Annotated in this window: 18 protein-coding genes; 12 read left to right on the forward strand and 6 right to left on the reverse strand. The window is 68.2% G+C overall.

Annotated features, from left to right (window positions below; translation table 11 throughout):
- From H0523_RS25100 to H0523_RS25120, 5 genes are all read right to left on the reverse strand, one after another.
- Positions 1 to 484, reverse strand: a 484-nt coding sequence (locus tag H0523_RS25100; RefSeq protein ID WP_180180185.1) for a lactonase family protein, incomplete at its 3' end; no start/stop codon positions are given.
- Positions 477 to 1,664: a sugar ABC transporter permease gene (locus H0523_RS25105; protein WP_054431684.1), complete on the reverse strand. Its 1,188-nt coding sequence runs from the start codon at positions 1,662 to 1,664 to the stop codon at positions 477 to 479. The genes H0523_RS25105 and H0523_RS25100, both read right to left, overlap by 8 nt.
- 5 nt (positions 1,665 to 1,669) lie before the next feature.
- Complete coding sequence (locus H0523_RS25110) at positions 1,670 to 3,217, reverse strand: xylose ABC transporter ATP-binding protein (RefSeq protein WP_054431683.1); 1,548 nt, start codon at positions 3,215 to 3,217, stop codon at positions 1,670 to 1,672.
- A 14-nt stretch (positions 3,218 to 3,231) separates the two neighbouring features.
- Entirely contained in the window at positions 3,232 to 4,248 is a 1,017-nt protein-coding gene (gene xylF, locus H0523_RS25115) for a D-xylose ABC transporter substrate-binding protein (RefSeq protein WP_054431682.1), read from the reverse strand.
- Between the two features lie 26 nt (positions 4,249 to 4,274).
- On the reverse strand, positions 4,275 to 5,543 hold the full coding sequence (locus H0523_RS25120; protein ID WP_054431741.1) for a carbohydrate porin: 1,269 nt from the start codon (positions 5,541 to 5,543) through the stop codon (positions 4,275 to 4,277).
- Between the two features lie 369 nt (positions 5,544 to 5,912).
- On the opposite strand from H0523_RS25120, the gene bktB reads away from it, so the two are divergent.
- From bktB to H0523_RS25170, 10 genes are all read left to right on the forward strand, one after another.
- Positions 5,913 to 7,094 (forward strand): beta-ketothiolase BktB, encoded by a 1,182-nt coding sequence (gene bktB, locus H0523_RS25125; protein ID WP_054431681.1) that lies wholly within the window; start codon positions 5,913 to 5,915, stop codon positions 7,092 to 7,094.
- 101 nt (positions 7,095 to 7,195) lie between these two features.
- The gene (locus H0523_RS25130; RefSeq protein ID WP_054431680.1) at positions 7,196 to 7,966 is read left to right on the forward strand and encodes a class I SAM-dependent methyltransferase; all 771 of its coding nucleotides are present in this window, start codon (positions 7,196 to 7,198) and stop codon (positions 7,964 to 7,966) included.
- Between the two features lie 185 nt (positions 7,967 to 8,151).
- Positions 8,152 to 8,901: a GntR family transcriptional regulator gene (locus tag H0523_RS25135; RefSeq protein ID WP_054431679.1), complete on the forward strand. Its 750-nt coding sequence runs from the start codon at positions 8,152 to 8,154 to the stop codon at positions 8,899 to 8,901.
- The gene (locus tag H0523_RS25140) at positions 8,852 to 10,168 is read left to right on the forward strand and encodes a malonyl-CoA decarboxylase domain-containing protein (protein ID WP_054431678.1); all 1,317 of its coding nucleotides are present in this window, start codon (positions 8,852 to 8,854) and stop codon (positions 10,166 to 10,168) included. The genes H0523_RS25135 and H0523_RS25140 overlap by 50 nt, the downstream gene beginning before the upstream one ends.
- 45 nt (positions 10,169 to 10,213) lie before the next feature.
- The gene (locus tag H0523_RS25145; RefSeq protein WP_054431677.1) at positions 10,214 to 11,005 is read left to right on the forward strand and encodes an enoyl-CoA hydratase/isomerase family protein; all 792 of its coding nucleotides are present in this window, start codon (positions 10,214 to 10,216) and stop codon (positions 11,003 to 11,005) included.
- Positions 11,006 to 11,010: 5 nt separating this feature from the next.
- The gene (locus H0523_RS25150; RefSeq protein WP_054431676.1) at positions 11,011 to 12,552 is read left to right on the forward strand and encodes a malonate--CoA ligase; all 1,542 of its coding nucleotides are present in this window, start codon (positions 11,011 to 11,013) and stop codon (positions 12,550 to 12,552) included.
- A 160-nt stretch (positions 12,553 to 12,712) separates the two neighbouring features.
- Positions 12,713 to 13,687 carry a Bug family tripartite tricarboxylate transporter substrate binding protein gene (locus H0523_RS25155; protein WP_054431675.1) on the forward strand — a complete coding sequence of 325 codons (975 nt, stop codon included), beginning with the start codon at positions 12,713 to 12,715 and terminating at the stop codon, positions 13,685 to 13,687.
- Between the two features lie 72 nt (positions 13,688 to 13,759).
- Positions 13,760 to 14,266, forward strand: coding sequence for a sigma-70 family RNA polymerase sigma factor (locus H0523_RS25160; protein ID WP_054431674.1), 507 nt, complete (start codon positions 13,760 to 13,762; stop codon positions 14,264 to 14,266).
- Positions 14,260 to 15,222, forward strand: a complete 963-nt coding sequence (locus H0523_RS25165; protein ID WP_054431673.1) for a FecR domain-containing protein — start codon at positions 14,260 to 14,262, stop codon at positions 15,220 to 15,222. Before H0523_RS25160 ends, H0523_RS25165 begins: the two co-directional genes overlap by 7 nt.
- Positions 15,223 to 15,344: 122 nt before the next feature.
- Entirely contained in the window at positions 15,345 to 17,780 is a 2,436-nt protein-coding gene (locus H0523_RS25170; RefSeq protein ID WP_054431672.1) for a TonB-dependent siderophore receptor, read from the forward strand.
- A gap of 27 nt (positions 17,781 to 17,807) precedes the next feature.
- Here H0523_RS25170 and H0523_RS25175 read toward each other — a convergent pair whose 3' ends face one another.
- The gene (locus H0523_RS25175) at positions 17,808 to 18,764 is read right to left on the reverse strand and encodes an aldo/keto reductase (protein WP_054431671.1); all 957 of its coding nucleotides are present in this window, start codon (positions 18,762 to 18,764) and stop codon (positions 17,808 to 17,810) included.
- 242 nt (positions 18,765 to 19,006) lie between these two features.
- Here H0523_RS25175 and H0523_RS25180 point away from each other — a divergent pair, with 242 nt between their 5' ends.
- Both H0523_RS25180 and H0523_RS25185 read left to right on the forward strand, forming a co-directional pair.
- The gene (locus H0523_RS25180) at positions 19,007 to 19,978 is read left to right on the forward strand and encodes an ABC transporter substrate-binding protein (protein WP_054431670.1); all 972 of its coding nucleotides are present in this window, start codon (positions 19,007 to 19,009) and stop codon (positions 19,976 to 19,978) included.
- Between the two features lie 389 nt (positions 19,979 to 20,367).
- Complete coding sequence (locus tag H0523_RS25185) at positions 20,368 to 21,258, forward strand: ABC transporter permease (RefSeq protein ID WP_006390578.1); 891 nt, start codon at positions 20,368 to 20,370, stop codon at positions 21,256 to 21,258.

The raw sequence follows: 21,258 nt of genomic DNA on the forward strand, positions 1-21,258 counted from the left end.
CGTGCGGTCCTTCCTGGCGGTCCGCGCGCGGGCCGGCGCCGCGCCGCGCGATGACCTGGGGCGCGCCGCGCGGCAGGCCCTCGGCGTCGAGCGCGTAGCACAGCAGTTCGCCGGAGCCGTAGTTCGACACGTACAACTGCCGCGCCACCAGGTTGACGCTGATGTGGCAGGGGGCGGCGCCGGGCGTTGCGATCTGGCCGATGGGGCGCAGGACCGTCGCGCCGGCCTCGATCGCGTAGATATCGAGCGTCGCGTCGCGCTCCTGCTCGCTGACGCTGTAGAGGCGCCCGGCGGCCGCGCACAGGTATGACGGATTGATCGGACCGGACACGACTTGCAAGGACCGGAACGAGGCCGTCGCGGCTTCGAACGCCAGCAGGTGGATGCCCAGGCCGCGGCCCTGCACATGCGGCATGGCCTGCGTGTAGGTGCCCACCGCGAGCACGCAATCGCCGGGGGCGGGGGATGGGGTGTCGTTATGCACGTTCGGGCCTCGTCGCGACGTCGATCCACACCGCCAGCACCAGCACGGCGCCCTTGACGATCATCTGCCAGGAAGTGTCCACGTTCATCTGCTGCATGCCGTTGTCCAGGCTGGCCATGACCAGCGCGCCGATCAGCGCGCCGTACACGGTGCCGGAGCCGCCGCGCATCGAGGTGCCGCCGATGAAGCAGGCGGCGATGGCGTCGAGTTCGCCGCCCACGCCGGCGGACGGCGAGCCGGCCGCCGAGCGCGCGGTGGTGACGATGCCGGCGAAGGCGCACATCAGCCCCATCAGCATGAACACCATCAGCTTGACGCGCTGGACGTTGACGCCGGACAGGCGGCTGGCCTCGACGTTGCCGCCGACCGCGTAGACGTGGCGGCCGAACACTGTCTGGGTGGCGATCCATGAGAACACGCCCAGCAGCGCCAGCAGGATCAGCACCGGCAGCGGCACGCCGTTGGCCCGGTTCAGCACCAGCACGAAGCCGGCGGCGGTGGCGGCGATGGCGCCGATGCGCAGGGCATCGAGCCAGCGCGGCGTCACGGCCAGCCCCAGCCGGCGGTGGCGGCGACGCCGCGCCAGCGTCAGGCCGCAGGCCAGCGCGATGATCAGCGCCGCCAGCAGCCAGGACAGGGCCGGCGGCACGAAGGCCTGGGCGATGGCGCCCAGGTCGTCGGGCACCGGGGCGATGGTGACGCTGTCGGTGCTCAACTGCAGCAGGCCGCGGTAGGCCAGCATGCCGCCCAGGCCGACGATGAAGGAGGGCACCCGCAGGCGGGTCGTGAGACAGCCGTTGACCAGGCCGAGCGCGGCGCCGGCGGCCAGCACCACCGCCACCGACAGCCAGGTGTTCCAGCCCAGGTTCACCGTCAGGATGGCGACCAGGCCGCCCAGCAGGCCGAGCAGCGAGCCGACCGACAGGTCGATCTCGCCGGCGATGATGACCAGCACCATGCCGCAGGCCAGCATGCCGGTGACCGACATCTGCAGCAGCAGGTTGGAGATGCTGTTGGGCCGCAGGAAGCTGCCGTTGGTCTGGTGCCAGAAGAACAGCCAGATCAGCGCCAGGGCCAGCACCATGGCCAGCAGCTTGTGGCGCGCGAACAGTTGCCGCAGCGGCGGATGGCCGCCGCGCGGGCGCGGTTCGGAAGAGGAGGAAGCGAGCATCTGGGTCATGGCGTTCAGGCGGCGTGCCGCAGCGGGTCGGTGTTGAGGGCGGCGGCGAGCACGCGTTCCGGCGTCAGGCCCTGGATGGGAAAGTCTCCCGCGATGCGGCCGGCGTTCATGACCAGCACGCGATCGCTCATGCCGAGGATCTCGGGCAGTTCGGACGACACCATGACGATGGCCACGCCGCGGTCGGCGAGGTCGAAGATCATCTTGTAGATGTCGTACTTGGCGCCGATGTCCACGCCGCGGGTGGGTTCGTCCAGGATCAGCACCTTGGGCTGCTTGAGCGCCATCTTGGCCAGCACCACTTTCTGCTGGTTGCCGCCGGACAGGCTGGCCACCGGCAGGCCGGGGCTGGCCGTTTTGATGCGCAGGCGCGCGATCTCGCGCTCGACCGTGGCCAGCTCCGAATCGCCGTCGACCCGCGCGGCGCGGGCGTGGTCGGCTAGGCTGGCCAGGGTGATGTTCTCGGCCACGCTCATCAAGGGCACGATGCCGTGGCGCTTGCGGTCCTCGGGCACCAGGCACAGGCCGTGCGCGATGGCATCGGCCGGGGACGTGATGCGCACCGGCTGGCCGGACACCCGCACCTGCGCGTGATAGCGGCCGGCGTAGGCGCCGTAGATCGCCGACACCAGCTCGGTGCGGCCCGCGCCCACCAGGCCGGCGATGCCGAGGATCTCGCCGGCGCGCACCTGCAGCGCGGCGTCGTCGACCCGCTTGCGCCGCGGATTGGTGACGTCCCAGCAGGTCACGCCGCGCGCTTCCAGCACCACCGCGCCCGGTTGGCGTTCGGTGCGCGGAAAGCGCGATTCGAGCGCGCGCCCGACCATCAGGCCGATGATGCCGTCCTCGTCGAGCGCGTCCGCCGGCTGGGTGGCGATGTGCTGGCCGTCGCGGATCACGGTGATGGTGTCGCAGACGCGCTTGACCTCGTCGAGCTTGTGCGAGATGTAGATGCAGGCCACGCCGGCGCGCTTGAGGTCTTCGATGATGGCCAGCAGCACGCCGATTTCCTTGGCGCTGAGCGAGGAGGTCGGCTCGTCGAAGATCAGCAGGCGCGCTTCCTTGGCCAGCGCCTTGGCGATCTCGAACAACTGCTGGTGGCCGTTGCCGTAGTTCATGACGGGGGCGGCCACGTTGACATCGGTGAGCTTGAGCCGCGCCAGCAGCTCGGCGGCGCGCCGGTGCATGGACGGGTAGTCCATGCGGCCGCCGGGCAGGCGCATTTCGTTGCCCAGGAAGATGTTCTCGGTGACGCTCAGCTGCTGCACCAGCATCAGCTCCTGGTGCAGGATGACGATGCCGGCGGCTTCGCTGTCGCGGATCGAGCGCGCGCGCAGCTCGCGCCCTTGCCACACGATCTGGCCCTGGTAGCTGCCATGGGGGTAGACCCCCGACAGCACCTTCATCAGGGTCGATTTGCCGGCGCCGTTCTCGCCGCACAATCCCAGGCATTCGCCGGGCCGCACGGCCAGGCTGACGCCCGACAGCGCGCGCACGCCCGCGAATTCCTTGACGATGCCGCGCATTTCAAACAGCGGTTGCTGCTGCTCCATGGTGCGTCTCCCGGCTACTTGCCCGCGATCTGGTCTGCCGTATAGAACCCGTCCTTGACCAGGATATCCAGATTGTCGCGCGTGACCAGCGTGGGCTTGATGAGGAGGGAGTTGACCTCGCCCTTGCCGTTGTCGAGCTTGGCGTTGAAAGCGGGCGTCTTGCCCTGCACCAGGTTGACCGCCATCTGCGCGGCCGCCTCGGCGATGGTCTTGATCGGCTTGTAGACCGTCATGGTCTGCGTGCCCGCCGCCACGCGGCGCACGCCGGCCAGGTCGGCGTCCTGGCCGGAGACCGCGACCTTGCCCGCCAGTTTCTGTCCCGCCAGCGCCTGGATCGCGCCGCCGGCGGTGCCGTCGTTGGAGGCGACGATGGCCTGGATGTTGTTGTCGTTGGCGTTCAGCGCGTTCTCGATGATGGTCTGGGCCTTGGACGGATCCCATTCGGGCGTCCACTGCTCGCCGACGATGGTGATGTCGCCCTTGGCGACCAGCGGCTTGAGCACGTTCATCTGGCCCTCGCGGAACATGCGCGAGTTGTTGTCGGTGGAGGCGCCGCCCAGCAGGTAGTAGCGGCCCTTGGGCACGGCGTCGACCATGCCCTGGGCCTGCATTTCGCCCACCTTGATGTTGTCGAACGACACGTAGCCGTCCAGCGGCGCGCCGAGGATCAGCCGGTCGTAGGCGATGACCTTGATGCCGTTGCGGTGCGCCTTGGCGATGGCGCTGCCCAGCACCTTGGAATTGAACGGCACGATGACCAGGGCATCGACGCCTTCGGCGATCAGGTTCTCGACCTGGGCGATCTGGCGCGATTCGCTGGCGTTGGCCGATTGCACGTTGACCTTGGCGCCCAGGGCGGTCGCGGCCTCGACGAAATAGTTGCGGTCGCGGGTCCAGCGCTCGACCCGCAGGTCGTCGATGGAAAAGCCGATCACGGGCGCGTCCTTGCTGGCGTGGGCGGCGGGGCTGGCGAGCAGGACCGCGGGCAGGGCCAGCGCGCAGGCCAGCAGGCGGCGCAAGAATGGGGTCATGTCAGTCTCCTAGTGGCGCTTCGCGCTCAGAAAGTGATACCGGTCTTCAAGCCTACGATGAAGGCGTCGTGGTTGGCGCTGGTGCCGCCAGGATGCCTGATGTACTGCAGATTGGGGCGCAGGTAGATGGAGGGGACCGGCGACCAGCTGTAGTACGCCTCGGCCACGTATTCATAGCCATCGCCCACCTTGGTGCTGGTGCCCAGGCGCTGGTCCTGCTGGCGCACGTAGTCGGCATAGCGGCCGTTGTTGTGGGTCGCGCCGATCGCCACGCCGATGACGTCGCGCGCCAGGCCGAACGGTCCTTTGTACTGCAGCCCGAGCGCGATCTGGTGATCCTGCGCGGCGGTGGCGCGGTCGGCCTGCGACACGTTCAGGAACACCGAGGCGCCGCGGCCGCCGGCGGTGCCGCTGACCTGCTGCTCGAAGTTGAGATAGAAACCATACTGGCCGTTGCGCTCGCGCGGCGCCAGCCCGGTTTCGCCGCGCGGCGCGTGGTTGATGTCCTGGTACAGGTCCTTGCCGTCGGAGGTGTTGTACCAGGCGCCGAACTTGTACGAGCCAGGCAGGCCGTTCCAGGCCGGCAGCCAGCCGACTTCCACCGGGATCAGCGCGCCGGTGGTGCCGTTGGGATTGTCCAGCGACAGGCCGTGGCGGCGCGCGTAGCCGTCGTCCACGTAGTTGGGATTGACCTGATAGACGCCCGCCTGCACGTAGGTCTGCTCGGACGTGTTGACCTTCAGGCGCGTGGCCCACTGGCTGGTCGGCCAGTTGACCCAGTAGCTGCCCACCAGGTTGCCGGGCTGCGAGCCGCAGAAGGTCAGGTTCTGGAAGTCGCAGGAAAAGCTGGCGAAGTCCTCGCCCACGGTGAGGCGGCCGATCTTCCACTGCACCCGGTTGTCCAGGAAGGCCTGGTTCAACCAGAACTGCGTCATGTGCCAGGTCTGGCCGCGGCCGTAGACCTCCTGGATCAGCATGTTGTTGCCGATGCCGGCGTCGGCGCCCAGGTTGCGGCCGTTGCGGTCGGTGATGGTCATCTGGAACGTGCCGCCATGCCAGCCGAGCAGCTTGTCCAGGTCCATCGTGGCGCCGATGACCCACTGGTCGGTGTAGCGCGTCAGCTTGTCCTGGCCGCCGCTGAAGTTGTGCGCGGCCTCGCCGGTGTAGCCCAGGTTCAGGGTCACGCCGCTTTCGGCCAGGCGGGTGCGCAGGCCGCCCCAGTCGCCCAGCAGGTAGGGGCTGGTCTGCAGGTCGTAGGCCCGGGCCGCGCCGGCGGTCGACAGCAGGCCCGCCATCAGCAGCCAGGACAGCCAGCGGCCCGGGCGGGCGGGTTGGGACGGCAAGCGGAGGGGCCGGAGGTGCACGCCGGTCCCTGCCGCTGCCGGGAAGCAGGGAGGTATTGCCATGACTTTGTCTCCTGATGCCGCCCGTGCCGTGGGCCGTCGCGGCTTGTTTTTTGTTGACCGGCAGGTACCGGCGAAGCTAGTGTCTGCAAAATTGACAGCGCTGTCAATTGAGGTGGAGGTTAGGGATTGCCCGGGGAGGGCGGTGCTTTTTCAGCGGTTGTGCAGAGGCACTTTCGCCTGGCGAGAGCGGGGCGCCGAGGGCCGCCGGGAGGGGCGGGGCGCGCGAGTATGATGGGCGGATAACCAGGAGGAAACACCATGAACGAAGTCATCGTCGCGTCCGCCGTCCGTACCGCCATCGGCGATTTCGGCGGCGCCCTGAAAGACGTGCCGCCCTGCGATCTGGGCGCCACGGTCATCAAGGCCGCGCTGGAGCGCGCGGGCGTCAAGGGCGACGAGGTCGGCCATGTCGCCGTGGGCCACGTCATCAATACCGAGCCGCGCGACATGTACCTGTCGCGCGTCGCCGCCATGAACGCCGGCATCGCCAAGGAAACGCCGGCCTTCAACGTCAACCGCCTGTGCGGCTCGGGCCTGCAGGCCATCGTCTCGGCGGCCCAGACCATTCTGCTGGGCGACGCCGAGATCGCCATCGGCGCGGGCGCCGAGAGCATGAGCCGCGCGCCCTACATCGCGCCGGCGCAGCGCTGGGGCGCGCGCATGGGCGACAGCGTCATGCAGGACATGATGACCGGCGCGCTGTCGGATCCGTTCGGGCGCATGCACATGGGCGTGACCGCCGAGAACGTCGCGGCCCAGTTCGGCATCAGCCGCCAGGACCAGGACGCGCTCGCCGCCGAATCGCATCGCCGCGCCGCCAGCGCCATCGAGGCCGGTTATTTCCGCGACCAGATCGTGCCGATCGTGCAGAAGACGCGCAAGGGCGAGGTCGTGTTCGACACCGACGAACACGTGCGCCGCGACGTCACGGCGGACAGCCTGGCCACGCTCAAGCCGGTGTTCCAGAAAGAAAACGGCACCGTCACCGCCGGCAACGCTTCGGGCCTGAACGACGGCGCCGGCGCGTTGGTGCTGATGAACGCCTCGGTTGCGGCCAAGCGCGGCGTCAAGCCGCTGGCGCGGCTGGTGGCGTATGCCCACGCGGGCGTCGATCCGACCATCATGGGCATCGGCCCGGTGCCGGCCACGCAGGCCGCGCTCAAGCGCGCCGGCCTGACGGTGGACCAGCTCGACGTGATCGAGGCCAACGAGGCCTTCGCCGCGCAGGCTTGCGCGGTGACCCGCGAACTGAAGCTGGATCCGGCCAAGGTCAACCCCAACGGCAGCGGCATCGGCCTGGGCCACCCGATCGGCGCCACCGGCGCCATCATCACCGTCAAGGCGCTGCATGAACTGCAGCGCGTGCAGGGCCGCTACGCGCTGGTCACCATGTGCATCGGCGGCGGGCAGGGCATCGCGGCGATCTTCGAGCGCATCTGAGCGCCGCGACATCGATGCGCCCTTGACGGCGCATCCCGCATCCAGGGCGGGCCGCGATGGCCCGCCCTTGTCGTGACTGGCGCCGGCCCTACAATCGCGCCATGTACAAATCCAAATTCCCCTCCGAACTCGACCAGCCGACCCTGTCGGAAGTGGACGGCGTGCGCTATCTGCACTTCAACACCGAATGGGTCCAGGGCGCCATGCGCATCAAGACTCCGGCGGAACTGGTGCTGGAATACACCAGCCAGATGATGGCCTGGCTGCTGTTCCTGGAACCGCCCAAGGATGAGGCCATCGGCATGTTCGGCCTGGGCGCCGGCTCGCTGGCGCGGTTCTGCGCCAAACACACGCGCGCGCCGCTGCTGGCGGTGGAATGGAACCCGCGCGTCACCGCCGCCTGCCACATGTTCTTCCGCCTGCCGGGCGAGAACCGGTTGCGGGTCGAGCACGCCGACGCCGCCGAATGGGCCGCCGATCCGCTCAACGCCGGCCGCTGCCCGGTGCTGATGGTCGATCTGTACGACGCCTCGGCCCAGGGGCCGGTGCGCGACAGCGTCAAGTTCTACCGCGATTGCCGCCGCGTGCTGGGCGAGGTCGGGGTGGTGGCGGTGAACCTGTTCGGCCGTCACGAGAGCTTTGGCAAGAACATCGACAATCTGTCCAAGGCCTTCGACGACCGCATCGTGCTGCTGCCCGAGATCGACGCCGGCAACCAGATCGTGCTGGCGTTTTCGGGTCCGCGCCTGGCGGTGACGCCGGCCGACCTGCTGGCGCGGGCCGAGGTGGTCGAATCCCAATACGGCTTGCCGGCGCGTCGCTGGGCGCGTTCGCTGACCCGCCACGCGGTCGACGGCATCCTGCATTTCTGAGCCGTCCCCGGTTTCCCGCGGCCCGGCGGCCGCGGGCGCCCTGTTGTGCGTCAGGGGCGTCCGGCGCCCGTTGGCGAGACCCTAGGGCAAGTCCTTACAACATCAGACTGGTCCGTTTCGCTGGGACGGGGATATGATGGGCTTATTCATAATTATGAATTACGGCGCTGTCAGGCCGTCTGCCCATGACCTCACCCATCGTCCGGCAAGCCCTGTACCTGGAAGTCGCGGATCGTCTTCGCGGCATGATCCATGCGCGCGCGCTGCGCAACGGCGAATGGATCGACGAACTGCGGCTGGCCGGCGAACTGGGCATCTCGCGCACGCCGCTGCGCGAGGCGCTGAAGGTGCTCGCCACCGAAGGCCTGGTGCGGCTGGAGCCGCGCCGCGGCTGCTTCGTCAATGAACTGTCGGCGCAGGACCTGGAAGACATCTTCCCGCTGATGGCCATGCTGGAAGGGCGCTGCGCCCACGAGGCCGCGTGCAAGGCCTCGGATGCGCAGCTGGAAGCGCTGGCGCCGCTGCACGAGGCGCTCGCCGGCCACGCCGCCGCCGGCCGCATCGACGCGTACTACCAGACCAACTACCTGATCCACGAAGCGGTGCAGGCGCTCGCAGGCAACCAGTGGCTGGTCGACATGGTGGACAACCTGCGCAAGGTGCTGAGCCTGTCGCGCCACCGCAGCCTGGCCTGGCCCGGCCGCATCGAGGAATCCTGCGCCGAGCACCTGGCCATCTTCGAGGCCCTGAAGGCCCGCGATCCCGAACGCGCCGAAGCGCTGGCGCGCCATCACCTGATGCGCCAGCTCGAAGTGCTGCGCGCCCTGGCCGCCGACGACGAGGCGCCGCCGCTTTCCGATCTTCCCGTTGCTGAGGAGTCTGTCCATGAACGCACCCGTCCATCTCGAGTCCGCGCGCGTCGCACGCACGCCTGACACCGACGCCGAGTCGGGCGAGACCGCCGCGGATGCCGGCGACAGCCTGATCACGCGCCTCGGGCGCCTGTGGGAGCGCGGCCGCCTGCCGAGCGAATCCGAAGTGCGGCGGCTGTTCGAGGCGCGCCTGACCGACGTGGCCGCCAACAAGCTGGCGCGGCGCTGGCGCGAGCTGTATGTGGCGGCCGATGGCAAGGACCGCCGCCTGATGCTGGCCGCGCTGACGCAGGTGCGCGGCACGTTCGGCGGCGACGGCGGCGAAGGCGTGCGGTTCTTCAAGCGTCTGAACGCGCAGCCGGCGGGCCTGCGCTTCCTGGTGGAGCTGCGCGCCGACATGCTGCGCTGGCGCAAGCAGGTGGCCGGCGTCCAGGCGCTCGACAAGGACCTGGAAGGCCTGCTGTCGGCGTGGTTCGACGTCGGCCTGCTGGAACTGCGGCCGCTGACCTGGGACTCGCCGGCCTCGCTGCTGGAGAAGCTGATCATCTACGAGGCCGTGCACGAGATCCAGTCGTGGGACGACCTGCGCCACCGCGTGGCGCCGGACCGCCGCTGCTATGCCTATTTCCATCCGCAGATGCCGGATGTGCCGCTGATCTTCGTCGAGGTGGCGTTCGCCGGCAGCATGGCCGACAACGTGCAGGCGGTGCTGGACAGCGCCGCGCCGCGGCAGGACCTGGGCAAGGCGCGCTGGGCGATCTTCTATTCGATCTCGAACACGCAGGCCGGCCTGAAGGGCATCAGCTTCGGCAACTTCCTGCTCAAGCGCGTGGTCGAGCAATTGCTGGAAGAACTGCCGCAGCTCAAGTCGTTCGCGACCCTGTCGCCGATCCCGGGCTTCGCCGACTGGCTCGGCAAGCTCGACGCCGACGCGGTCGAGGCCATCGTGCGCGAGGACAAGTCGCGCGCCAAGACGCGCCAGCGCGCCGGCGTGCCGGACGGCCAGCGCTGGGTGGCGCGGCTGGCGCGCGCCGCGCAGGGCAAGGCCACGCCCGACGTGGTCAAGCGCGCCGGCTTCCGGCTCGCCGCGCACTATCTGCAAGCCATGAAGAACGGCCTGCCGCTGGATGCGGTGGCGCGCTTTCACCTGGGCAACGGCGCGCGCATCGAGCGCCTGAACTGGGCGGCGGACACCTCGGCCAAGGGACTCAAGCAGTCCTGCGGCCTGATGGTCAATTACCTGTACGACCTGGATGAACTGGACGGCAACCTGGCGCGCCTGCATGACGGCAAGCCCCAGGTCAGCCGCAGCGTGGGGCGCGCGGCCTGAACGGCGGCGCGCCACGAGATCAAGAACGATAACCAGCGAGGGGACATGACGGACGACACGGCAGGCCGTGTACGGCTGCACGGCGACGGGCAACTGGCCTGGGTGACGCTGTCGCACCCGGGGCGCCTGAACGCCATCACCGTGGGCATGTGGCGCGAACTGCGCGACGTGTTCACGCGCATCGCGGCGGACGACACGCTGCGCTGCGTGATCGTGCGCGGCGAGGGCGGCAATTTCGCCGCGGGCGCGGACATCCGCGAGTTTCCGGCCGAGCGCGCCGACGCCGCGGGCGTGCAGCGCTACCACCGCGAGATCCTCGCGCCCGCCTTGATGGCCGTGGCGCAATGCCCGCACCCGGTGGTGGCGCAGATCGAAGGGGTGTGCGTCGGCGGCGGGCTGGAGATCGCCTGCCAGTGCGACCTGCGCATCGCCGGCGAATCGGCCCGTTTCGGCGTGCCGATCAACCGGCTCGGCTTTCCCATGGCGCCCGACGAAATGCGCGGCCTGCTGGCGCTGGTCGGCCGCGCCGCGACGCTGGCCATCCTGCTCGAAGGCCGCGTGTTCGGCGCCGCCGAGGCGCGCGACCTGGGCCTCCTGACGCGCATCGTGGCCGACGCCGAGGTCGGCGAGCAGGCGCGGCGCAGCGCCGAGCGCATCAGCCAGGGCGCGCCGCTGGCCGCGCGCATCAACAAGCGCCTGTCCGCCCGCCTGGCGCAGGGCGGGGCCTTGACCGAGGCCGAATACCAGGATTATTTCTCCTACGCCGACAGCCGCGACCACAAGGAGGGCGTGCGTGCCTTCCTGGCCGGCGTAGACCCCCACTTTTCCGGAGACTGAAGACGGTGAGCAACGCCAATCTATATGCTGTGCTGGAGGGCGGATTCCCCGCCGATCGCAAACGGGTCGCGCTCGAAACCCCGGAGCTGGCCTACACCTGGGACGACATCGACCGCGCCACGGCCTGCCTGGCCAACCTGCTGACCTCGCTCAAGCTGCCCGAGGGCGCGCGGGTCGCGGTGCAGGTCGAGAAATCGCCTGAAGCCCTGCTGCTGTACCTGGCCACGCTGCGCGCCGGCCTGGTGTACCTGCCGCTGAACACCGCCTACCGCGAAGCCGAGATCGAGTACTTCCTGGGCAACGCCGAACCGGCCGTGGTGGTCTGCGCCGGCAAGAACCGCGACTGGGTCCAGCGCGCCGCCGACAAGGCCGGCTGCGCCCATGTCTACACGCTCGACGAAGACCGCACCGGCACCTTGCTGGACGCCGCCGGCGGCCTGTCGCAGACCTTCAAGACCGTCAAGCGCAAGCCGGACGACCTGGCCGCGATCCTCTACACGTCCGGCACCACCGGCCGCAGCAAGGGCGCGATGCTGTCGCACGGCAACCTGGCGTCGAACGCGCAGGTGCTGCACCAGTACTGGGGCTGGCGTTCGGACGACGTGCTGCTGCACATGCTGCCGATCTTCCACGTGCACGGCCTGTTCGTGGCCTCGCACGGCGCGCTGCTGGCGGGTGCGAAGATGATCTGGCTGCCCAAGCTGGACGCCGACCAGGCGCTGCGCTACCTGCCGCAAAGCACGGTGATGATGGGCGTGCCGACCTACTACGTGCGGCTGCTGGCCGACAAGCGCTTCAACCGCGACGTGTGCGCCAACATGCGCCTGTTCATCTCGGGCTCGGCGCCGCTGCTGTCCGAGACCTTCAACGATTTCCGCGAGCGCAGCGGCCACGCCATCCTGGAACGCTACGGCATGAGCGAGACCGTCATGCTGACCTCCAATCCGTATGACGCGGCCGATGGCGAGCGCCTGGCCGGCACGGTGGGCCGGGCCTTGCCGGGCGTGCAGGTGCGGGTGGTGGACGACGCCGGCATCGCGCTGGCGCCGGGCGAGATCGGCAACGTGCAGGTGCGCGGGCCCAACGTGTTCTCGGGCTACTGGCGCATGCCGGAAAAGACCCGCGAGGAATTCACCCAGGACGGCTGGTTCAAGACCGGCGACGTGGGCCGCTGGGGCGGCGAATCCGCCGGCCGCGACGTGCCCGCCGACTATTTGTCGATCGTCGGCCGCAGCAAGGACCTGATCATCTCCGGCGGCTTCAACGTCTATCCGAAGGAGATCGAGACGCTCATCGACGACATGCCGGGCGTGGCCGAATCGGCCGTCATCGGCGTGCCGCACGCCGACTTCGGCGAGGCCGTGGTGGCGGTGGTGGTGCCCAAGGACGGCGTGTCGCTGGACGCCGCCGCCATGCAGGCCGAGCTGAAGGCGCGCATCGCCAACTTCAAGGTGCCCAAGCGCGTGCACATCGTCGACCAGCTGCCGCGCAACACCATGGGCAAGGTGCAGAAGAACGTGCTGCGCGAAACCTATCAGGCGCTGTAGCGTCGCCATGCCAGGCCGGTCCATCGGGGCCGGCCATTTTTTTCAAGGAGCCCGATCCCTTCCAGAACGATTCCCGAACCAGGCAGCATCCCAACCCAAGAACACAAGAGACGAGACGCGGGAAACGCGCCGTCCCCACGCTGCAGCAAGAGGAGACAATATGAAATACCGCACACTCGCCGCGGCCCTGCTGGCCACGCTGGCCGCGGGCTTTGCCGGCAGCGCCGGCGCCGCGTCCTGGCCGGAACGGCCCATCACGCTCATCGTGCCCTTTCCCGCCGGGGGCGGCACCGATACCTTCGCCCGGCCCCTGGCTCAGCAGTTGACGATGCAAATGGGCCAGTCGGTCGTGATCGACAACAAGGGCGGCGCGGGCGGCACCGTCGGCGCCGGCGTGGCCGCCAAGGCCCGGCCCGATGGCTACACCTTCTTCATGGGCGGCGCGCACCACGCGCTGGCGCCGTCGCTGTACAAGAGCCTGAACTACAACATCCAGAAGGACTTCGTGCCGGTGGCGCTGGTGGCGCAGCCGCCGCAGGTGGTGGTCATCAACGCCAGCAAGCTGCCGGTCAAGACGGTGCAGGAATTCATCGCCTACGCCAAGAAGCATCCCGGCGAGATCAACTTCGGCACCGCCGGCAAGGGCAGCACGCACCACCTGGCCGGCGAGCTGTTCGCCATGCAGACCGGCATCAAGCTGGTCGATGTGCCGTACCAGGGCGCGGGGCCGATGCTGACCGCGCTGATTGGCGGGCAGGTGGACCTGGCCTTCGATGGCCTGGGGTCGTCGTCGGGTCACATCCGTTCGGGCGCGATCAAGCCGCTGGCGGTGGCCGCCGACCAGCGCTCGCCGTCGCTGCCGGAGGTGCCGACCGCGGCCGAGGCCGGCGTGCCGAACTACGTGGTGTCGACCTGGTATGCGATCTGGGCGCCCGCCGGCACGCCGCAGGAGGCGGTGGACCGCATGACCGCCGAGATCACCAAGGCCCTGAACACGCCCAAGATCAAGGAGACCTGGGAGAGCAACGGCACGGCGGTGCCGACGCTGACCGGTCCGGCCTTCGGCAAGTTCGTCGACAGTGAAGTGGCGCGCTGGGCCAAGGTGGTGTCGGACTCGGGGGTGAAGCTGGATTGATGCGAGGTCGGGCCGGAGTGGATTACAATTGATAACCATTATCATTATTCCATCCACCTTCCGGTCCGTCGCATGGCCATCAATCACAGCGGCGCTCACGCGCCTGTCGAAGGGCTTTACCAGCAACACCAGTCCTGGCTGCGCGATTGGTTGCGGCGCAAGACCGGCTGCCCATTCGACGCGGCCGACCTGACGCAGGACACCTTCCTCAAGGTGCTGCTGCGCGCCGGAGAGGCGCGCAGCTACCGCGAGCCGCGCGCCTACCTGGTGACCATCGCCCACGGCCTGATGGTCAACCTGTTCCGGCGGCGCGACATCGAGCGCGCCTATCTCGACACGCTGGCGGCCCACGAAGATGGGCTGGCCCCGTCGCCGGAACGCCGCGCGTTGGCGCTGGAGGCGCTGATCGAGATCGACCGGCTGCTCGACGGCCTGCCGCCCAAGGTGCGCAAGGCGTTCCTGTTGTCGCAACTGGAAGGGTTGCGCCACGGCGAGATCGCTGAATGCCTGCAGGTCTCCGTCAGTTCCGTGCGCCAGTATCTGGCGCGCGCCATGCAGCATTGCCTGTCGGCATGGTGAATGTCCGGGCTGACAAGTTGCCCGAGGCCGTGATCCGCGAAGCCAGTCTGTGGTTCGTGCGGCTCGGGGCGGAAGAGGCGGGCGCCGCCGATACCGCGGCGTGGCGCCATTGGCTGCAGGCCAGTCCGGCGCACCAGGCCGCCTGGGATCGGGTGGAATGCCTGGGCCGCCAGTTCGGCCAGGTCGACCCGCAGGCCGGGATAGCCGCGCTTGACCAGCCTCGCTCGCGGGGCCGGCGTCAGGCCTTGAAGGCGCTGTCGCTGGTATTGGGCGCCGGCGGCTTGACGGCCGCGGGCCTGCAATGGCAGACCTGGACGGCGGCGCTGAGCACGCGTGTCGGTGAGCGCCGCAGCGTCACGCTGGACGATGGCAGCATCCTTACCTTGAATACCGACAGCGCCGCTGACGTGCGCTTCGATGCCGGCCAGCGCCTGGTCATCCTGCGGCGCGGTGAATTGCACGTGGCGTCTCATCCCGACGCGCGTCAGCCGCCGCGGCCGCTGCGGGTGGTCACACCCATGGGCCAGGTCACGGCGCTGGGCACGCGCTACACGGTGCGGCTGCTGGACGGGCAGGCCTGGACCGCCGTGAGCCAAGGCGCGGTACGGATCGAGCCCGCGAATGGCGCCGCCGACGCGGCGCGCACCATCGAGGCCGGCTTCTCGGCGTACTTCGACCGCGTGCTGGTGCAGCCGGCGCGGCCGGCGCCGCATGCCGCCGCCTGGGTCCAAGGCGCGCTCTATGCCGACAACATGCGGCTGGACGACTTCATTGCCGAGCTGGGGCGGCACCGGTCCGGTCGCATCGCCTGTGATCCCTCTGTGGCCGCGTTGCGCATTTCCGGTTCTTACCCGCTGGGCGACAGCGACCGCATCCTGGCCGCGGTCGAGCGCGCCCTGCCGGTGCGGGTCGAGCGCTACACGCGCTATTGGGTGACGCTGCGGGCCAGGCCTTGAGCCGCTTGCGGCGGGCCGCGCGCCAGCCGTCCGAAAAAAAAACCAGGCAGGGCCTGTCACTTTCGTGGTCTCGATTGGCATACGGGTGTAGCCCCGACTTTCATTGCCTGGAAACCCACGATATGTCTCTGCCTTTTTCTCCTACCCACCCTGACGCGCCGGCCAGCCTGCGCATGAAGGCGTTCGCTGCGCTGGTGCTGGCCGCCATGGCAGGCGCCGCCTTGGCGCCGCAGCCGGTGCGCGCGCAGGCCGCGCCGGCGGCCACCGCCGGCCGCGGTGTCAATGTGCCGGCCGGTCCGCTGGGCGCGGCATTGGCGGGGTTTGCGCAACAGAAACAGGTGCTGCTGTCGTTCGACCCGGCCTTGACCGAGGGCATGCAGAGCCATGGCCTGCAAGGCGATTACAGCGCGGAGCAAGGCTTTGCGGCGTTGCTCGCGGGCACTTCGCTCGAGGTTTTGCGCCGCGGTGACGGCGACTATCTGTTGCAGCGGACCGGCCAGACCACCCAGCTGGCGCCGGTGCTGGTGCTGGGGGCTGGCGCCACCACGGAAGGCTCCGGCCTCTACACCGCCGACTGGATGCGTTCGGCCAACGGACTGGTGCTGTCGCAGCGCGAAACGCCGCAGTCCACCAGCGTGCTGACCCGCCAGCAGCTGGACGATCGCTCCATCAGCAGCGTGCGCGACGTGATGGAAAACGCCACCGGCATGAATGTGCAGCAGGCCGAATCGGAACGCCTGAGCTACTACTCGCGCGGCTTCTCGCTGGACACCTTCCAGTTCGACGGCGTGGTCAAACCCTTGAACAGCCTGTACCAGTTCGGCGACGGCAATCTCGATCCGGTGATCTACGACCACGTCGAGATCATTCGCGGCGCGACCGGCCTGATGAGCGGCACCGGCAATCCGGGCGGCTCGGTCAATTTCATCCGCAAACGACCGACGCGGGATTTCCAGGGCAGCGTGAAGGCGGCCGCCGGCACCGAGGATACCTATCGCGGCGAGATCGATCTGTCGACGCCGTTCAACGCGTCGGGTTCGGTGCGCGGCCGGCTGGTCGGCGCCAAGGAGCGCCGTGGCGACACCATGGACCTGTACAAGAAGAAGCGCGACGTGCTGTATGGCATTATCGAGGCCGACGTGGCCGAGGCCACCACCGTCAGCGTCGGCGGATCGGTGCAGCGCACCCGGCCCAGCGGCATCAGCTGGGGCGGCCTGCCGGCGCTGGATGCCAACGGCAAGCCGATAGACTGGCCCAAGGGCCAGGCCATGGGCGCCAAGTGGTCGCGTTGGGATACCGACTCGCACGAGTATTTCGCCCAGGTCGAGCACGGTTTCGCCAACGGCTGGAACGCGCGCCTGTCATACACGCGGCTGGAGAACACCTTCAACGCGCCGCTGCTGTTCACCTCCGACGTGCCGCTGACCATCGACGGCTTTTCCGAACCGCCGCTGCTGCGCAAGTTCAAGGGCGGCAGCGACCAGGATGTGTACGGCGGATCGCTCGACGGCGGCTTCGATGCCTTCGGCCGGCGTCACCAGTTCAACCTCGGTTTCTCGCATTCGGTCATCAAGGCCTGGAACCAGAGTTGGGACACCAGTGACCAGGCGGGCTATCCGATCCCGGACATCAGGCACTGGACGGGCGACTGGCCCACGCCCAATTGGGACATCCTGTCGCTGTCGCAAACTCACCGCGACAAACAGACCGGCATCTACGGCACGCTGCGCCTGGGGCTGACCGACAGCCTGCACCTGCTCACCGGCGCGCGCTGGACGCGCTGGCAGTCCTCCGAGACCAGCGGCGGCATCGCGGGCTATTCGCACACCTATTCGGAAGTCACGCCCTACGTGGGAATGACCTACGACCTGGACGACACCTATACCGCCTACGCCAGCTATACCAACATCTTCCAGCCGCAGATGGTGAAGACGCGGGACTGGAGCATGGCGGGCCCGGCCTACGGCCACAACTACGAGGCGGGTCTGAAGGCCTCGTACCTGGATGGGCGCCTGAACGCTTCGGTGGCGGTGTTCCAGACCGACCAGAAGGACGTCGCCGAGTATGGCGGTTACGACTACGCGCACGACGACGGCTGGTACTACATCCTGGACGGCACCCGCACGCGCGGCTTCGAGGTCGAATTGGCGGGCGAGGTGACGCCGGGCTGGAACGTGTTCCTGGGATACACCTATCGCCAGTCCAAGGACAACAATGGCAAGAAGGTGCTGACCACGCAACCGGAGCAATTGCTCAAGCTGAGCACGGCTTATCGCCTGCCCGGCGCCCTGAACAAGCTGACCGTGGGCGGCGGCGTGCGCTGGCAGAGCCAGACCAGCGCGCAGACCTATTACGGCCTGCAGTCCGGCGCGATCGTGCAGAAGCCCTACGCGTTGTTCGACCTGATGGCGCAGTACAACTTCAGCGACAAGACCCAGCTGCAACTCAATGTGCGCAACCTGGCCGACAAGAAGTACTACCGCTCGATGGGCTTTTACAACTCGGTCTTCTACGGCGAAGGCCGCAGCGCGCTGGTCACGCTGACCCAGCGCTTCTAGGGCCTTCGCCGCGGCTGCCCGGCCCCTTCAGCGCCAGTCGCTGGCCAGGCTGAGTCTGGCCAGCTGATCGCGCGTCAGCGTCAGGCTGGCGGCCTTGACCAGTTCGTCCAGCTGCGCCAGCGAGGTGGCGCTGACGATCGGCGAGGTGATGCCCGGCTGGGCGATCTGCCAGGCCAGCGCGGCCTGCGCGGGCGTACAGTTGGCATCCTCGGCGACTTCATCCAGTGCCTTCAGGATGCGGTAGCCGCGATCGTTCAGGTAGGTGTCGACGATCTTCTTGCCGCGCGCGCTCTTGCCGACGTCGGCCGGGCTGCGGTATTTGCCGCTGAGAAAGCCGCTGGCCAGCGCGTAGTAGTTGATGGTGCCCAGGTCCTGCGCCTTGACCAGCGCCTGCAGGTGCCCCTCGAACGGCTCGCGGCTGTACAGGTTGTATTCCGGCTGGATGCTCTCGTAGCGCGGCAGGTTGTGCCGTTCGCTGGCGATCAGCGCCTCGGACAGGCGCACCGCGGTGTAGTTGGAGGCGCCGATGGCGCGCACCTTGCCGGCCTCGATCAGCTTGGCGTACTCGCCCAGCGTGTCGGTCAGCGGGGTGTCGGGGTCGTCCTTGTGCGACTGGTACAGGTCGATGTGGTCGGTCTGTAGCCGCGCCAGCGAGGCGTCCAGCGAGCGCCGGATGTAGGCCGGCGCCAGGCCCTTGGCGTCCGGGCCCATTTCCATGCCGACCTTGGTGGCGATGAGCACCTGGTCGCGCTTGCCCGAGCGCTTGAGCCACTTGCCGATCAGGGCTTCGGATTCGCCGCCCTGGTTGCCGGGCACCCAGCGGGAGTAGACGTCGGCCGTGTCGATGAAGTTCAGGCCGGCATCGACCAGCGCGTCCAGCAGCGAGAACGTGCCGGTTTCGTCGACGGTCCAGCCGAAGACGTTGCCGCCGAAGGTGAGGGGAGGGATCTGCAGGCCGGAACGGCCCAATGCGCGTTTGATCATGATATGGCCCTTTGGATGTCACGGATGTCGTGTCGCGCGGGCGCGGCGCTTTTAGTATATTGGCGCCGCGCGCCCCGGCATGGGGCAGGCGTGCCGCGCATGCACCATTTCAGGGATTCCCCCCAAGTGAATTTGTGTTGCGACACGTTAGACTATACGGCTTTACGGCTGTCCGGACCGCGGGGAAGCCCGCGGAACAGCCGTAATAATGAACAAATACCAAGGGTTCAAGGAGCTTACCTATGCTGATCGGAAAAAAACATTTTCTGACGGTTGGCGCGATGGCGCTGGCGATGGCGATCGCCGCGCCGGTGGCGGCGCAGCAGAAGTCGGTGGCGATCACCGCCATCGTCGAGCATCCGGCGCTGGACGCCGTGCGTGACGGGGTGCAGGACGCCCTCAAGCAAGCCGGCTACGAGCCGGGCAAGAACCTGAAGTGGCAATACCAGAGCGCGCAGGGCAACACCGGCACCGCCGCCCAGATCGCGCGCAAGTTCGTCGGCGACAAGCCCGACGCCATCGTCGCCATCGCCACCCCGTCGGCCCAGGCCGTCGTGGCCGCCACCAAGGACGTGCCGGTGGTGTATTCCGCCGTGACCGACCCGGTCGCCGCCCAGCTGGTGCCCAGCATGGATGCCTCCGGCACCAACGTCACCGGCGTGTCGGACCTGCTGGCGCTGGACAAGCAGGTCGAGCTGATCAAGAAGATCGTGCCCAACGCCAAGCGCGTCGGCATCGTCTACAACCCGGGCGAGGCCAACTCGGTCGTGGTGGTCAAGAAGCTGCAGGAAATCCTGCCCAAGTCGGGCATGAGCCTGGTCGAAGCCGCCGCCCCGCGTTCGGTCGACGTGGCGTCCGCCGCCCGCAGCCTGATCGGCAAGGTCGACGTCATCTACACCAACACCGACAACAACGTGGTCTCGGCCTACGAGTCGCTGGTGAAGGTCGGCAACGACGCCAAGATCCCGCTGATCGCCTCGGACACCGACAGCGTCAAGCGCGGCGGCATCGCCGCCCTGGGCATCAACTACCGTGACCTGGGCGTGCAGACCGGCAAGGTCGTGGTGCGCATCCTCAAGGGCGAGAAGCCCGGCGCGATCCCGTCCGAAACCATCTCCAAGCTGGAGCTCTACGTGAACCCGGGCGCCGCCGCCAAGCAAGGCGTGACGCTGTCCGATGCGATCATCAAGTCGGCCGCGGTGGTGGTAAAGTAAAGCGCAAGTCGTTCGGCCCCGCCCGTGCCCACCCGGCATGGCGGGGTTTTGTTTTATCTTGTTTTCTTGTGTTTGCCCCGTGCCGGTACGCGGGGTCCACAGGGCGGCAGCATTCACAAGATGCGCGCGGCCCGGCGCGATGGCGTTGGCCTTGAACGGCAGGTTGGTCACGGACCGCATGCCGCGTTTTGCTCCCCGGAGCGCCCCTCAAGCAGCCCGCTTGCGGCCCTGGCCGCCAAGCCCGGCAACGCCTTGGCAGGAATCGAGAGAAAATCGCACGGCAGGAAACGTTTATTGCGAAAGCTCGGGTAAAACTGACCCCGAAACGCAAGAATTCGGACGTTCCTAATCTCTAATATGCTCGTTCCCTACCTGATTGGATTTGACCCATGTCATTGTTCTCGTTGTTAGGCGCACTGGAGATCGGCCTGATCTTCAGCCTGGTGGCCTTGGGCGTATATATCTCCTTTCGCCTGCTGCGCTTTCCGGACCTGACCGTTGACGGCAGTTTCCCGCTGGGCGGCGCCGTCTGTGCCACGCTGATCGCCTCGGGCACCGACCCGTTCGTGGCCACCATCGCCGCCACCTTCGCCGGCGCCGCCGCGGGCCTGGTCACCGGCTGGCTCAACGTCAAGCTCAAGATCATGGATCTGCTGGCCAGCATCCTGATGATGATCGCGCTGTATTCCGTGAACCTGCGCATCATGGGCAAGCCCAACGTGCCGCTGATCACCGAACCCACCGTGTTCACCATCCTGCAGCCGGGCTGGCTGTCGGACTACGTGGCGCGGCCGCTGATCCTGGTGGTCATCGTGATCCTGGCCAAGCTGGCGCTGGACTGGTTCTTCGCCACCCAGACCGGCCTGGCGGTGCGCGCCACCGGCTCGAACGGCCGCATGGCCCGCGCGCAGGGCGTCAACACCGGCCGCATGATCCTGGGCGGCATGGCGCTGTCGAACGCGCTGGTCGCGATGGCCGGCGCGCTGTTCGCGCAGACCCAGGGCGGTTCCGACATCTCCATGGGCATCGGCACCATCGTCATCGGCCTGGCCGCGGTGATCGTCGGCGAAAGCATCCTGCCGTCGCGCAAGCTGGTGCTGGCCACGCTGGCCGTCATCATCGGCGCCATCGTCTACCGCTTCTTCATCGCGCTGGCGCTGAACAGCGATTTCATCGGCCTGAAGGCGCAGGACCTGAACCTCGTCACCGCGGTGCTGGTCACGGTCGCCCTGGTCATTCCCATGCTCAAGCGCCGGCTGTTCGGCAAGAAGGGGCGCTGA

Source organism: Achromobacter insuavis (genome assembly GCF_902859645.1).
In the GTDB taxonomy this organism is placed as follows: Bacteria; Pseudomonadota; Gammaproteobacteria; order Burkholderiales; family Burkholderiaceae_B; genus Achromobacter; species Achromobacter insuavis.

Coding starts and splice junctions, on each gene's coding strand:
- H0523_RS25135 (WP_054431679.1), top strand. CDS start 8,152: ATGACCTCACCCATCGTCCGGCAAGCCCTGTACCTGGAAGTCGCGGAT.
- H0523_RS25140 (WP_054431678.1), top strand. CDS start 8,852: ATGAACGCACCCGTCCATCTCGAGTCCGCGCGCGTCGCACGCACGCCT.
- H0523_RS25170 (WP_054431672.1), top strand. CDS start 15,345: ATGTCTCTGCCTTTTTCTCCTACCCACCCTGACGCGCCGGCCAGCCTG.
- H0523_RS25130 (WP_054431680.1), top strand. CDS start 7,196: ATGTACAAATCCAAATTCCCCTCCGAACTCGACCAGCCGACCCTGTCG.
- H0523_RS25120 (WP_054431741.1), bottom strand. CDS start 5,543: ATGGCGGGCCTGCTGTCGACCGCCGGCGCGGCCCGGGCCTACGACCTG.
- H0523_RS25165 (WP_054431673.1), top strand. CDS start 14,260: ATGGTGAATGTCCGGGCTGACAAGTTGCCCGAGGCCGTGATCCGCGAA.
- H0523_RS25160 (WP_054431674.1), top strand. CDS start 13,760: ATGGCCATCAATCACAGCGGCGCTCACGCGCCTGTCGAAGGGCTTTAC.
- H0523_RS25175 (WP_054431671.1), bottom strand. CDS start 18,764: ATGATCAAACGCGCATTGGGCCGTTCCGGCCTGCAGATCCCTCCCCTC.
- H0523_RS25155 (WP_054431675.1), top strand. CDS start 12,713: ATGAAATACCGCACACTCGCCGCGGCCCTGCTGGCCACGCTGGCCGCG.
- bktB (WP_054431681.1), top strand. CDS start 5,913: ATGAACGAAGTCATCGTCGCGTCCGCCGTCCGTACCGCCATCGGCGAT.
- H0523_RS25110 (WP_054431683.1), bottom strand. CDS start 3,217: ATGGAGCAGCAGCAACCGCTGTTTGAAATGCGCGGCATCGTCAAGGAA.
- H0523_RS25185 (WP_006390578.1), top strand. CDS start 20,368: ATGTCATTGTTCTCGTTGTTAGGCGCACTGGAGATCGGCCTGATCTTC.
- H0523_RS25180 (WP_054431670.1), top strand. CDS start 19,007: ATGCTGATCGGAAAAAAACATTTTCTGACGGTTGGCGCGATGGCGCTG.
- xylF (WP_054431682.1), bottom strand. CDS start 4,248: ATGACCCCATTCTTGCGCCGCCTGCTGGCCTGCGCGCTGGCCCTGCCC.
- H0523_RS25145 (WP_054431677.1), top strand. CDS start 10,214: ATGACGGACGACACGGCAGGCCGTGTACGGCTGCACGGCGACGGGCAA.
- H0523_RS25105 (WP_054431684.1), bottom strand. CDS start 1,664: ATGACCCAGATGCTCGCTTCCTCCTCTTCCGAACCGCGCCCGCGCGGC.